12 protein-coding genes and 1 riboswitch are annotated in these 12,894 nt (G+C 39.0%); of the genes, 8 read left to right on the top strand and 4 right to left on the bottom strand.

Going from position 1 to position 12,894, the window contains the following annotated elements; translation table 11 throughout:
- Positions 1 to 7: 7 nt before the first annotated feature.
- Both MED217_RS07370 and MED217_RS07365 read right to left on the bottom strand, forming a co-directional pair.
- Complete coding sequence (locus MED217_RS07370) at positions 8 to 445, bottom strand: anti-sigma factor (RefSeq protein WP_009779868.1); 438 nt, start codon at positions 443 to 445, stop codon at positions 8 to 10.
- Positions 432 to 941 carry an RNA polymerase sigma factor gene (locus MED217_RS07365; protein WP_009779867.1) on the bottom strand — a complete coding sequence of 170 codons (510 nt, stop codon included), beginning with the start codon at positions 939 to 941 and terminating at the stop codon, positions 432 to 434. Before MED217_RS07365 ends, MED217_RS07370 begins: the two co-directional genes overlap by 14 nt.
- A 111-nt stretch (positions 942 to 1,052) precedes the next feature.
- Here MED217_RS07365 and MED217_RS07360 point away from each other — a divergent pair, with 111 nt between their 5' ends.
- Positions 1,053 to 2,528 carry a S41 family peptidase gene (locus MED217_RS07360; protein WP_009779866.1) on the top strand — a complete coding sequence of 492 codons (1,476 nt, stop codon included), beginning with the start codon at positions 1,053 to 1,055 and terminating at the stop codon, positions 2,526 to 2,528.
- Positions 2,529 to 2,567: 39 nt separating this feature from the next.
- A complete protein-coding gene (locus MED217_RS07355) occupies positions 2,568 to 4,091 on the top strand; it encodes a S41 family peptidase (protein ID WP_009779865.1) in 1,524 nt (507 codons plus the stop codon).
- Between the two features lie 75 nt (positions 4,092 to 4,166).
- Here MED217_RS07355 and MED217_RS07350 read toward each other — a convergent pair whose 3' ends face one another.
- Together MED217_RS07350 and MED217_RS07345 are read right to left on the bottom strand one after the other, a co-directional pair.
- Positions 4,167 to 5,234: a YncE family protein gene (locus MED217_RS07350; RefSeq protein WP_009779864.1), complete on the bottom strand. Its 1,068-nt coding sequence runs from the start codon at positions 5,232 to 5,234 to the stop codon at positions 4,167 to 4,169.
- A 5-nt stretch (positions 5,235 to 5,239) separates the two neighbouring features.
- The gene (locus MED217_RS07345; RefSeq protein ID WP_009779863.1) at positions 5,240 to 7,075 is read right to left on the bottom strand and encodes a TonB-dependent receptor plug domain-containing protein; all 1,836 of its coding nucleotides are present in this window, start codon (positions 7,073 to 7,075) and stop codon (positions 5,240 to 5,242) included.
- Positions 7,076 to 7,105: 30 nt separating this feature from the next.
- A riboswitch (cobalamin riboswitch) is annotated at positions 7,106 to 7,319 on the bottom strand.
- Positions 7,320 to 7,414: 95 nt separating this feature from the next.
- Here MED217_RS07345 and MED217_RS07340 point away from each other — a divergent pair.
- The 6 genes from MED217_RS07340 to MED217_RS07315 all read left to right on the top strand — a co-directional run bounded on the left by MED217_RS07340 (position 7,415) and on the right by MED217_RS07315 (position 12,812).
- Positions 7,415 to 8,563, top strand: coding sequence for an ABC transporter substrate-binding protein (locus MED217_RS07340; RefSeq protein ID WP_230199246.1), 1,149 nt, complete (start codon positions 7,415 to 7,417; stop codon positions 8,561 to 8,563).
- Positions 8,556 to 9,584, top strand: coding sequence for an iron ABC transporter permease (locus MED217_RS07335; protein ID WP_009779861.1), 1,029 nt, complete (start codon positions 8,556 to 8,558; stop codon positions 9,582 to 9,584). The genes MED217_RS07340 and MED217_RS07335 overlap by 8 nt, the downstream gene beginning before the upstream one ends.
- 4 nt (positions 9,585 to 9,588) lie before the next feature.
- A complete protein-coding gene (locus tag MED217_RS07330) occupies positions 9,589 to 10,377 on the top strand; it encodes an ABC transporter ATP-binding protein (RefSeq protein ID WP_009779860.1) in 789 nt (262 codons plus the stop codon).
- 87 nt (positions 10,378 to 10,464) lie between these two features.
- Positions 10,465 to 11,802, top strand: coding sequence for a DNA recombination protein RmuC (locus MED217_RS07325; protein ID WP_009779859.1), 1,338 nt, complete (start codon positions 10,465 to 10,467; stop codon positions 11,800 to 11,802).
- 24 nt (positions 11,803 to 11,826) lie between these two features.
- Entirely contained in the window at positions 11,827 to 12,195 is a 369-nt protein-coding gene (locus MED217_RS07320) for a hypothetical protein (protein ID WP_009779858.1), read from the top strand.
- A gap of 122 nt (positions 12,196 to 12,317) precedes the next feature.
- Entirely contained in the window at positions 12,318 to 12,812 is a 495-nt protein-coding gene (locus MED217_RS07315; protein WP_050759349.1) for an acyl-CoA thioesterase, read from the top strand.
- Positions 12,813 to 12,894 lie beyond the last annotated feature (82 nt).

Here is a 12,894-nt window from a genome sequence, read left to right as displayed (position 1 = left end):
ATTTAGATTATTTTTTAATTTGATTTGCGGTTTCTTCAAAAGTCTCTAGTTTTTCAAGTTGACCGGTACCTTTGTTTACAAAATTTCCCATCATAAACAGCGCTTGTTTTGTTTTTAAAGCAGCTACTTCTGGGTCTTTATAAGTACCAAGATCGTGTTCAGAACCTTGCTTTTGATTAAAGGTTAAAAAGAGTCCAACACATAGCAAAATGCTTGCTGCCACAGGCACCCAGCGCCAGGATCTTTTGGTTTCTGGCAATTCTATGTTTCGGTTAAAGCCTTGCTCTTTTGCCTGAGCAAATGCTCCAAACAGCGGAGCATACTCTGCGAGATGCCCGGCTACTTCATCACTAGTAAAGTAGTCTTGCAACTGTGCTTCTTGCTCTAAGGAAGTTGCTCCCTCAAAGTAAAGCTCAAGCAGCTTTTCGATTTTATTTAATTCCATAGTTGTGTTTTTTTAACAATTGTTCACGTATTGTTTTTCGAGCTCTAGACAGCGTAACACGTACCGCTGTTTCATTTAAATCTAATTCTTTTGCAATCTCACTGTTTGAATATTGCTCCACATCCCGCATATGTAAAACCAGTCGTTGTTGTTCGGGTAATTCCTTCATCAACTTAAACACCCAATTAACACTGTCATTATTCTCACTGGTCTTTACCGTATTGTAATGCTGATCTTCATAATTAGAATGTACTAATTGTAAGTTGTTGCTACTTTTTGCTTTTAACTTGTCATAACAATAATTCTTTGTCATCGTCACGGCAAAAGCTTCAATGCTGCGTAGCTTTTTAAATTTCTTACGATTAGACCACAGCTTGATCAAAATTTCCTGTGTAGCATCCTGTGCCTCATCATCAGAAACCAGCAGCCGCCTTGCCAGACGATACAGACGATCCTGAATTGGATTTACTTGAGCTAAAAATTCTTTTTGATTCATTCTTACTAGCGGTTAGTTACAAGGATGACGATTCAACATAAATTTTGTTACATTAAAAACAATAAATACAATAATACCCCTAAATTTAGAGTTGATTATTAATTTGCCACAATGAAAAGAATTACCCTTTCGCTTAGCCTTGTTATCTTAATCGTATTGAGTTCCTGCAGTAAAGACCGGGACGATGAGATACGACCGCTTTCTGAATTAGAGATCGAAAACTTCATCTACAGTGGGATGCAACTGTACTATTTGTATAAACCTGAAATTCCGGAATTGGCCAACACCTATTTTGATACCAATTCAGAATTGAATGATTTCTTGTCTGCATTTACCGGCCCTGAAGATTTATTTTACAATGGTCTGGTTGCCGATGTAGATCGTTTTAGCTTTTTAAGTACAGATTACCGCGATTTAGAAAATTCATTAGCCGGTGTGAGCAAAACTTCAGGTATCGATTATGGTCTAGCATTAGACCCTAATGATGCCAACTTTGCGTTTGCCTATGTACGTTATGTGCTCCCTAACACTTCTGCTTCAACAAATGGTGTAGCACGCGGAATGATATTCAATACGATAAATGACGAACGTTTAACCACAACGGCCAACGGTGACGGCACGTACTCTTTAAGTACGCGTTCACGGGAATTGCTCAATCTGGACAGCTATACCATTGCTTTAGCCGAATTTGACACCAATGATGATTTGCAATTAACCGGGGATCGCATCGATCTGGTTCAAAAAGAATATACAGAGAATCCGGTTTTTATTGCTAAAACTTTAGACATCGATGGAAACAAAATAGGCTATCTCATGTATAACGCCTATCGCCGTAATTTTGATAGTGAATTGAATGCCGCATTTGCACAATTTCAAGCAGATGGAGTGACAGATCTGGTTCTTGACTTACGCTACAATGGTGGTGGTTCGGTTGAGACGGCTATCGATCTAACTTCTATGATCACCGGGCAGTTTAATGGTGAGATCATAACCAAGCAACAATGGAATCCCGAAATTCAAGCTGCTTTTGAAGCTGAAGAACCAGACGCTTTGATAGACCGATTTGATAACACCATCTCAGACGGAAGCCTCATCAACAGTCTCAACTTAAGTCGTTTATTTGTAATTGGTACAGGAAGTACCGCTTCGGCAAGTGAATTAACCATCATAGGATTACAGCCATACATCAACGTTCAAACGGTGGGAACCACAACTGTAGGTAAATTTCAAGCTTCGATCACGCTTTATGATTCTGAAACATTTCGTAGAAATGATGAGACTTTAAACCCGAGTCATTTTTACGCAATTCAACCTTTGGTTTATACCTACGCCAATGCAGATGACGTTATTGGTCCACCGGCGGGAATCACACCAGATTTTGAGCTTAGAGAAGATATTTCAAACTTAGGTACTCTAGGAGCTCCTGACGAACCTTTATTAAGTTTGGCATTAGATCAAATCTTAGGACGTAGCTATTCTTCTAAAAGTAACGCTGGTACAGTATTTGAACTCTTTGGAGAGCGTGAAAACCAAAACGCAACCTATCAACGTATGTATATAAAAGATTTACCTGATAGTTTAAAATAAATCTTATATTCCGCAATTATTAAAATACCCCCTTTTAAAATGAAAAAGAATTTCCTAGTATTTCTATTAAGCGTATTAATTTTTTCTGCGTGTTCTAATGATGATGATGTAGCTGAAATTGTTGAAGAACCAACACCTGAGGAACCGACTCCAGAAGAACCGGAAGAAGAAACATTTAATATAGAAGATTATCCAATTCAAGACTATATGTGGTCTGCAATGAATGTGTATTACCTGTATAAAGGCGATATACCAGAACTTTCCCAAACATTTTTCGCAGACGACAATGAGTATGCTGAGTATCTTTCTCAGAACCCTGTTCCTGAGAATTTTTATTACGGTGAACTCGTTTCAGACCAAGATCGTTTCAGCTATATGACTAGCGACTATGTCGCACTTGAGAATAGTTTTTCTGGCGTAAGTAAAAGTGACGGTTTGCGATTTGTGTATGCCGGATATCAACTTCAATCAGGAGGGCCGGTTTACGCAGCAGCGGTTATTAGATATGTAGTTCCTAATTCACCTGCTGATGAAGCAGGCCTTACCAGAAGCCAAGTGGTTACTCAAATTAATGGTGAGCGCCTCGGGGTTTCAGGCAACTCTTTAAATTCTCGTGCGCAGGAATTATTAAATTTAGATTCTTATACACTTACATTAGGAAGTTATAACGATCAAGGAACGCTAGTTGAGTCTAGTAATGAAGTTTCAATTGATAAAATAGAACTTACAGAAAACCCTATAGGTTTAGCAAAAACTTTAGATATTGATGGCCAAAAGATCGGATATTTACTCTACAACTCCTTTATAGGCAACTTTGATGATGAACTCAATGCAGCTTTTGCAGATTTTAAAGCTGACGGTATCACAGATCTCGTTTTAGATTTACGATACAATGGTGGAGGCTCTGTGGCAAGTGCTATCGACTTAGCTTCAATGATCACTGGTCAGTTTGAAGGAGAAGTCATCACAAAACAACAATGGAATGCTGAAGCTCAAGCGTATTTTGAATCTGAAAGCCCTGAAAGTCTAATCGATCGTTTTGATGGGCAAATTAGAACTGAAGAACCTATCAATAGTCTTAATCTTACCCGACTGTATGTTATAGGAACCGGAAGCACCGCTTCTGCAAGTGAATTAACAATAATTGGGTTACGACCTTATATTGATGTTACCACTATAGGGACAACGACTGTAGGAAAATTTGAAGCTTCTGTAACGCTTTATGATTCTCCTAATTTCTTGAGAGAAAATGTCAATCCAGACCACAATTATGCTATTCAGCCTTTAATTTATACGTACTCTAACGCAGACGGTGTTGTGGGACCTCCTACAGGAATTGTTCCAGATTTTGAACTCGCTGAAGACTTAAGAAACTTTGGCACTCTTGGTGATCCTGAAGAACCTCTTTTAAATTTAGCATTACAGCAAATAACAGGAAAAAGTTTCCAGACTAAAAGAAATTCGTTAAGCCCAATGGATTTTGAAATTTTTGGAGAAACCGATATGAATCAACCTACCTTCCAAAAAATGTATGTTACCGAACTTCCTCAAATTCAAAAATAGTTTTGAATAAATTTTAAATAAAAAAACCGCTGATAAACTCAGCGGTTTTTTTATACCATTCTATGTGTAATATTCTTAGTTAAAGTAGAAACCGTTAGGAGCAATACCAGAAGTGAAATCAGCAATAACCTCTCCATTAAGATCATAAACTACCACTTTTCCTCCTTCAGTATAATTTAAAGCGTCTGCAGCATATATATAGTTATCTTCTACCTCAAAACCATACAAACTGGTGATTTCGCTTAATTCAAATTGACTTGTTGCAGGTAATTCGGTTGCTGAAGTGTTAAATTTATATACTGAGCCTCCTAAGGTATAGTAAACCATATCATCCTCAATTTCTAAATTACTCGGATGTTGTGAACTATCATCAAATTCATAAACTACAACATCGTTAGTATTGATATTTATTTTATAAATAGCTCCTGCTGTTTCTGAGCCGCTATAACTTGGTAAACCAGATGAATTAACCCATAAAAAATCATCCTCAACTTCCAAAGCACTTGGCACGTCGCCCACAGTAATTGTTGATAAAACCGTATTTGAATTTGCATCTATAACAACGACTTTGTTATTAAAACTGAATCCACCCTGCAAGGCAACATATAGTTTATCATCTTCACTTACGATTTTTTCAGGACCTTCTTCAACGCTTATTGCGGTGATGAATTCTAATGTATTTATATCAAATACAGCCACATAATCATCAGTTGCTATTGTTCCATCTCCCCAATTGGTAACATACAAACGATCATTTTCAATCGCTGAATATCTTGGATTAGCGAGATTTTCGTCAATTGTTCCCACTTTTTCTAAAGTATATCTATTAAAAACTTCAATAGTGTTTGAAGCATTTAGAACAACATATGCAAGATCATCTTCAAAGATCAAACTTTGGGCTGTATCTCCCAATGAAGTTCCGTTCACTTGATTAAAAACATCATTATTTATTGTAGATAGATTATAATTCACATAGGATAGTGTGCTGTTATTTGCTCCAAAATTCCCCTCATTCAACACAAAAAAACCGTCTGTATAATCACCTTCAGGAAGTGGTTCGAGTGCATCGTCATCGTTAGAGCACGAATTCAATATAAATACGCCTAAAAGCGCAAAAAGTGCTAGTTTATTAATTTTCATCATTGTTTTTATAGTTTAAGATTTAAGTACATACTAAAATTTCGCCCGGGCATCCAACGGTTTTCTACGCTTTGATATTCAGCATCAAAAACATTATTTACACGACCTCCTAACTCGAACGCTTTTTTATTTCCAAAAGAGTAACCCAAATTGAAATTGACCACAGCATAAGCATCCAAGTTATACCGGCTGTTATTATCGCTGCGTGTAAACACCTCGCCAACGTACACCGATTGTAAGCTGGCATTGAATCGCTTGAAGTCATAGTCAAGTCCGGCCGTGGCTTTATGAAAAGGCACGTAGATCAATTGGTTTCCCGTTTGTGCATTTTCAGAAATCGTGTAAGCATAGGTTCCATAAATATTCAGGGAATGCGCATTTATTTTTTGTGACCAATTCGCAATTGCTTCTGCTCCATAAATGCGTACCTCTTCTTCATTACGCGGGCGCCATACGCCGTCGCTAACGGGCAGCCAGCGAATCATTTCTGTTACCGAATTGTAATATCCGGTGAGATCAATATTGAAATTGGCTATCGTAATTTTTGTACCTAATTGACCTTGCAAGGAGTTCTCCGGAAGCAAATCTGGGTTCCCTGCGCTCGACCAATACAGGTCATTATACGTGGGAATTCTAAAGTTGCGCGAAGCACTCAGATTCAGACTGAAATATTCTGAAAATGCTTTTGTTGCTCCTACAGAAAATAAAAACGGACTCTCATAATTTCCTGTAATTTCCTTTCTGAAACCGAGTTCGTAATCAAGGCCATTCTTCAGCTGATGCTTCATAAGAACCGCTGCCGAAAAAATATTACGGTTGTTAATTCCTAAGCTTGAACCTTCTCCCGAAGTATACGTATTGGTTAAAACAGTGTTGAGATGAAGTCTACGAGATAAACGATAAGTAAGATCATATTTTCCGATTATGGTTTTTGCACTTCCAAAAGAATAATTTGCTGAGCTTAAATTTCCGAAGTATTTATAATGTTCATCTAAATACGCTACACGAGTAACCGAAGTAAAATCTGAAAATTTATACTCCCACTCGAGCAAATTCTTACTGTTTAGATCATCGTATTTGGTTCGCGTTTCTGAAGCTCTGATGAGTGAAAAATGCCGCTCACCGTCGTATAATTCGCTAAAAAATCGAAGGCTGTGCTTTGCGTTCAGTTTAAAACCTAAACCAACATTAAGCGCTGTATTTTCAAATTCACCATTTAAATTTTTACCATCATTAGGATACGCATAGTCATTAGCACTACTGTTATGCGCCAAGGCTAGCGACAGGCTATACGTTTCGGTTCCCATTTTAAATTGATAGCGCGCATCACGGGTATCAAAACTGCCATACTGTAAAAACAGATGATGCGATTGCCGGTTCTTAAAATCGAGTTGTGTATTTAAATGAATACTTCCGCCAATGGCGCCGGTTCCATAGACCACGCTTCCACCGCCGCCACGCACCGCGATCTCGTCGTAAGCAGCAGCGTTTACCGTATTAAAATCAAGCTGCCCGTTAAATTGTGAATTGATATTTATCCCGTTCCAAACCACTGCAGTTTGTGAAGCTGTGGTTCCTCTAAAAGATGGTGAAGACACCATCCCCAACCCGTTTTCTTTAAAATAAATAGGGGTATTGAAGTTTAACGTATTGGTTAGAAGTGGTCTGTTTTTTTGCGTTAAAGTATCCGAAAGTTGTAAAACTGTTCTTCCGGTAGAATAGTTCTTGAGCTTCACATCTGTTACATACACCGAATCTAAGTTGGTCAACAGACTGTCCTGCGCGTATAGGTCTTGTAAACACGCAAGTAGTGCTAAGAAAATATAGAATAGCGTTTTCTTCATAAGCCTCAGACCTTTAACCCGAAAGTCTATAGTTATTAGTTTCTTCTGGCAGGTCTCCTGGCTCGCGTATAAAGATCAAACCTTCCCATCAATATTGACAGTGGTGTAAGACGATCTTTACCGTTCTTTTACGAACTAAGCTTACAGTTGCGGGAACAGCTCAGGATTTTTACAAAGAAGCACCTGATTCCCTTTTAAGGTGTTTTTAAAAACAAAAAACACCACCAAAATACGTTTGCGAAGTTAATCAAATCTGTAAGTCTGCATTCCTTTTTTTAATTAATCTTACTTTTGATGCAGCATTTTTTCAGCTTCAGAATCTCAAAAAAGCACTGTATTTTGATTAAAAAACACATTACCAAAGCCTTATGCATTTCCCTCTTGATTTTTCATTCTTGCAAAGATGGAAATCAAAATGCTACTGAAGTTCAAGTCGAGCAAAATAGCCATGCTACGCTATCGTACGCTAAAGGCTTTCAAATCGACAACTATGGTGATTTTAAAATTCTCAAAGTCTCTAGTGCTTGGCCGGGCAGTACCAAAACCTTTAAATACCTTCTTCATAAAAAAGGCTCCCCTGCGCCTGATAGTATTCAGGCTGATGCTGTGATCACAACTCCTATTTCTTCGATTGTAGTAACCTCTACTACGCATATTCCGGCTTTAGAACTTTTAGGTGTAGAAAAATCGCTAGTCGGCTTTCCTAATCTCGACTATATTTCTTCAGAAAAAACCCGCGCTTTGATTGACGCCGGAGCCATTCAAGAGCTCGGTCAGAATGAAGCGATCAATACCGAAAAAGCAATTGACTTAAATCCGGATGTCGTAGTAAGTTTTGGAGTTGAAGGAGAAAATAAAACACTAAGTTCATTGCAGCGCGCGCATATTCCGGTGATTTATAACGGAGACTGGACCGAAAATTCTCCCTTAGGTCAAGCAGAATGGATCAAGTTTTTTGCAGCACTTTATGATAAAGAAGCTGTAGCAGACAGCATTTTTAATACGATCGAAACACAATACAACAACTTAAAAGAGAAAGCATTAAAAGCAACAAATCAGCCTACCGTTTTAAGCGGAGCGATGTTCAAAGATGTTTGGTATTTACCCAAAGGAGACAGTTGGGCAGCACAGCTCGTCGCTGATGCTAATGCAAATTATCTCTATAAAAATACTTCAGGAACCGGAAGCGCCGCCTTAAGTATCGAGTCGGTTTTAAATACCGCTCAAAAAGCTGATTTTTGGATTGCTCCCAACGCGTTTGAAAGCTATGATGCACTTGCAAACACCAATGATGCTTACACCCGGTTTGATGCTTTTAAAAACAAACGTATTTACAGTTTTGCTTCAGCAAAAGGCGCTACCGGAGGAATGTTATATTACGAACTCGCACCTTCACGGCCAGATTGGGTTCTGGAGGATTTGGTTGCTATCTTTCATCCGGAACTGAGCGAAACACAACAACCTCATTTTTTCTATCCGCTTGATTAACGAGAAGAAACATAGCATCCGCTTTATTAGTTTAGGAATTGTATTGCTCATACTCTTCCTAAGTAATATCGCTCTGGGTTCTGTAAAAATTCCTTTAACGGCAATTTTAAAAATACTCTTGGGAGACGATAGCGTTAAAGAAGCTTGGACTTATATTATTTTAGATTACCGAATCCCAAAAGCTCTGGCTGCAGTACTCACAGGAAGCGGTCTTGCAGTTGCAGGATTGATGATGCAAACGCTTTTTAAGAATCCGCTCGCAGGTCCGTTCGTTTTAGGAATAAGCAGCGGTGCGAGCCTGGGGGTCGCTTTCTTTATTTTAGGTGGAAGCGCTTTAGGACTTACCGCAGTAATCGCTCCCAACAGTTGGGGAACCATCATAGCTGCCAGTTTAGGTAGTTTTGCTGTTTTGAGTGTCGTTATTCTTGTGGCCGCACGAGTGCGAGACGCCATGGCTTTGCTCATCATAGGTCTTATGTTTGGTAGTCTTACTTCGGCTGTTGTAAGTATTCTTGCCTATTTTAGTCCGGCTGAAGAGTTGCAGCGTTATATGTTTTGGTCCTTTGGTAGTTTGGGAGACATCTCCTGGAAGGCACTCGGAATTCTGTCCGTTTGTTACTTCATAGGTCTTTTACTCGCGTTGAGTATCACAAAGAGTCTCAACAGTCTCTTACTAGGGGATCATTATGCACAAACCTTAGGCGTTTCCCTTCAAAAAAGCAGATTCATCATATTGATCGCCACAAGTATTTTAGCAGGAAGTTTAACCGCATTTGTCGGGCCCATTGCGTTTGTAGGCCTAGCGGTACCGCATTTGATCAGGCAATGGTTTACAGCTTCCAATCATTGGGTCTTGATGCCTGCTTGTATTTTAGGCGGTGCAGTTTTAATGCTGCTTTGCGATATTATAGCACAAATGCCTTGGTTTGCATTTACATTACCCATCAACGCAATTACTTCGCTAATAGGAGCGCCTATTGTGATCTGGCTATTGATCCGAAAGAAAAAACTTTTATTTTAACCTGATGGAAAAACAACCTTCAATCCTTCTCAACTGTGAGCAACTTTCGGTGGGGTATGTTTCCACATCTGAAGAAAAACCTGTTGTAGAAAACGTAAACCTTCAATTGAAACCAGGTGTTTTCACCACAATGGTAGGTATTAACGGATCAGGAAAATCAACTTTATTACGCAGCCTTGCCGGACTGCAAAAACCCTTGGCCGGCGAAATTTATATTGATGCTTCTCCTCTTTCCGCTTTGCGTACCGAAGAGAAATCTAAGTGGCTTAGTGTTGTACTCACAGGACAGCAAATTTCAAAAAATCTGAGTGTATTAGAGTTGGTGGCCTTAGGAAGACAGCCGTATACCAATTGGCTGGGTAAACTTTCTCAAGAAGACAAGAATCATATAGAACAAGCGATTGAAGCAACTGCACTTGAACAACTGAGGCACACAGCCTGCTACGCTTTAAGTGATGGACAATTTCAACGCGCGCTTATTGCCCGCGCTTTGGCTCAGGATACCCCGATCATTATGCTGGATGAACCTACAACACATCTAGATCTGCATCATAAAGCCTCTATTTTTTCTTTGTTGAAAAACATAGCACACGAGCATAACAAAACGATTTTATGTACCACGCACGATATAGAATTGGTTCTTTCGCTTTGCGATGAAATGATCGTTATTCAACAAAACAAAGCCCAACAAGACACTCCACAAAACTTAATTGAATCAGGTATTTTTGAGCAGCTATTCCCAAATAATCGCATTGGTTTTGACAAAACTTCACGCCGCTTTTTTATCAAGTAAAAGGTCAAATAGTATCTTTGAATAAACTACCTTAAGGCAAGCCTCGAAGTAGTTCACCCTTTATCGACGCTAATAAACCGAAACTTTATGAATGAAAGCCTTCTCCTTATTGCTGTTGCTGTAGCTGCTCTGCTCCTTGGTCTGGCAGTAGGTTTTATAATTGCCTCGGCAAAAGGAAAAAGCAACACCGGTATTCTTCAGGAACGTCTTAACCTTCAACAACTACAGCTGAAGGAGGAAGAAAAAGTAAAAAGTGACTTAATAAAAAAGCAAGAGCAGCTACAGGACGATAAAGAGTTTTTTCAAAATGAACTTACTGCGCGTAACGTAGCTTTTGAGAATTTACAGCATCGGTTTGAAGAGAAAAAAGGTGAACTCGAGCAATTACAAGAGAAGTTTACCAAAGATTTTGAGATCATAGCCAACAAGATCTTAGATGAAAAATCTACCAAGTTTACACTTCAGAATAAAGAGAACTTAGATGCTTTATTAAAACCATTACAAGAAAAAATCTATCGGTTTGAAAAACGCGTTGAGGAGACTAACAAGGAGAGTCTAGGAAGACATAGCGAGCTACGCCAACAAATTAAAGGTCTTGCTGAGCTCAACCTGCAAATGAGTAAAGATGCAGACAATCTTACCAAAGCGCTTAAAGGAGATGCTAAAATGCAAGGGAATTGGGGCGAACTCATTCTCACACGCGTCCTTGAAAAATCAGGGCTTGAGAAAGACCGTGAATATACCTTACAAGACAGTCACAAAAATGAAGAAGGCAAACGCCTGCAGACCGATGTTTTGATTCATCTTCCCGATGGAAAGAAAATGATCATCGATAGCAAAGTGTCCTTGACGGCTTTTGAACGCTACGTTTCTGAAACCGATGAGACGCAAAGAACCATGTATCTCAAACAACATATCGCTTCGATCAAAAACCATATCGCAGGATTGAGTTCTAAAAACTATCAATTTCTGGTAGATGAAAGTCCAGATACGGTGTTTATGTTTATACCTATTGAACCGGCATTTGCGCTGGCCTCTGCCAATCAGCCACAACTGTATGAAGAAGCCTTCAATAAACACGTGATCATCGTTACACCTTCTACCCTGCTCGCTGCACTTAAACTGGTTGAAAATCTATGGCAAAACGACCGGCAGAAGAAAAATGCATTAGAAATCGCTACCCAAGCCGGAAGATTGTATGATTCCTTTACGCTGCTTACGCAAGAACTTCAGAAATTAGGAGCTCAATTAGATACTGCGCGTAATACTTATGACAGAACGATGACCAAACTTACCGGAAAAGGGAATTTGATCAGTCGAGTTGAAAAATTGCGTAAAATGGGCGCTACTAACAGTAAGGTTATTGATAAAAAATTATTGAATACTGACCTTGAAGATGAAGCCATTAAAAAAGCGAATGACTAAATTTGACTAACGAATTTAATGTATATGAAAAAAATACTCGGTTTAGTTTTAGGAGGCATTGTGCTTCTTGCCATTTTGTACTATGCGTTTATTTACTTTGTTCCGTACAGTGAGGGAACACGCGCAGGCGAACTCATAAAATTTAGTAGAAAAGGAGTTGTTTCTAAAACCTGGGAAGGCCAAATAAGTCAAGGGATAAGCGGCGCTCAAATTTTTGATTTTTCAGTCTTGGACGGCGAAGAAGAAGTGATTCAGAAACTGAAGGATTATCAAGGGAGTTACGTGAAGCTTACCTATATCGAACGCTATGCGACTTTCATATTCTGGGGTGACACCAAATATTTTGTTACCGAAGTCAGTAAAGAAAAATCCCCTCATTTTAACCGAGAATAAACTTTCAGGTTTGAGTAGAGCCGCTATATATAAAAGCATTTGGCGTCGCCAAAAAATAAAAACAAAGCATTTTGAGTCAGTTTAAAACTATTGAAGCATCACAAGTCACTATTAGTGAATTGATGCTACCCTCACATACTAATTTCAGCGGTAAAATTCACGGTGGGTATATTTTATCATTAATGGATCAAATCGCGTTTGCCTGTGCCTCCAAGCACTCTAGTAATTATTGCGTAACTGCATCGGTAGATACTGTAGATTTTCTAAGACCGATTGAAGTGGGTGAACTCGTGGTTATGAAAGCTTCGGTGAATTTTGTGGGTCGTACCTCAATGGTCGTAGGTATACGTGTAGAAGCCGAAGATATACATAGCGGCACGATCAAACATTGCAACTCCAGCTATTTTACGATGGTCGCCAAAGATGATTCCGGAAAGAGTGTTCCGGTGCCGGGCTTGATCTTGAAAACCGAAAAGCAAGTGCGACGTTTTCTAAAAAGCCTTAATCGTCAAGAAATGAAAAAGAAGCATCGCAACGAAACTTCCAAAAAGACTGAGCTTCAAATTGAAGACCTGGAGATTCTGAGAAACTCCCATAAAGTGCAATTAGAATATTAGAAATAAACTACCTTAAGGCAAGCCTTTGAGGCTTTGCTTGGAAACGAATTTTCAATTTCGAGGTAAGCCTCGGAACATTAAA

This window comes from Leeuwenhoekiella blandensis MED217 (assembly GCF_000152985.1).
Lineage (GTDB): Bacteria > Bacteroidota > Bacteroidia > Flavobacteriales > Flavobacteriaceae > Leeuwenhoekiella > Leeuwenhoekiella blandensis.
Note: the sequence above shows the minus strand (reverse complement) of the source record. Positions and strands in the feature narration are given on the sequence as shown.

Coding starts and splice junctions, on each gene's coding strand:
- MED217_RS07370 (WP_009779868.1), bottom strand. CDS start 445: ATGGAATTAAATAAAATCGAAAAGCTGCTTGAGCTTTACTTTGAGGGA.
- MED217_RS07365 (WP_009779867.1), bottom strand. CDS start 941: ATGAATCAAAAAGAATTTTTAGCTCAAGTAAATCCAATTCAGGATCGT.
- MED217_RS07360 (WP_009779866.1), top strand. CDS start 1,053: ATGAAAAGAATTACCCTTTCGCTTAGCCTTGTTATCTTAATCGTATTG.
- MED217_RS07355 (WP_009779865.1), top strand. CDS start 2,568: ATGAAAAAGAATTTCCTAGTATTTCTATTAAGCGTATTAATTTTTTCT.
- MED217_RS07350 (WP_009779864.1), bottom strand. CDS start 5,234: ATGATGAAAATTAATAAACTAGCACTTTTTGCGCTTTTAGGCGTATTT.
- MED217_RS07345 (WP_009779863.1), bottom strand. CDS start 7,075: ATGAAGAAAACGCTATTCTATATTTTCTTAGCACTACTTGCGTGTTTA.
- MED217_RS07330 (WP_009779860.1), top strand. CDS start 9,589: ATGGAAAAACAACCTTCAATCCTTCTCAACTGTGAGCAACTTTCGGTG.
- MED217_RS07325 (WP_009779859.1), top strand. CDS start 10,465: ATGAATGAAAGCCTTCTCCTTATTGCTGTTGCTGTAGCTGCTCTGCTC.
- MED217_RS07320 (WP_009779858.1), top strand. CDS start 11,827: ATGAAAAAAATACTCGGTTTAGTTTTAGGAGGCATTGTGCTTCTTGCC.
- MED217_RS07315 (WP_050759349.1), top strand. CDS start 12,318: ATGCTACCCTCACATACTAATTTCAGCGGTAAAATTCACGGTGGGTAT.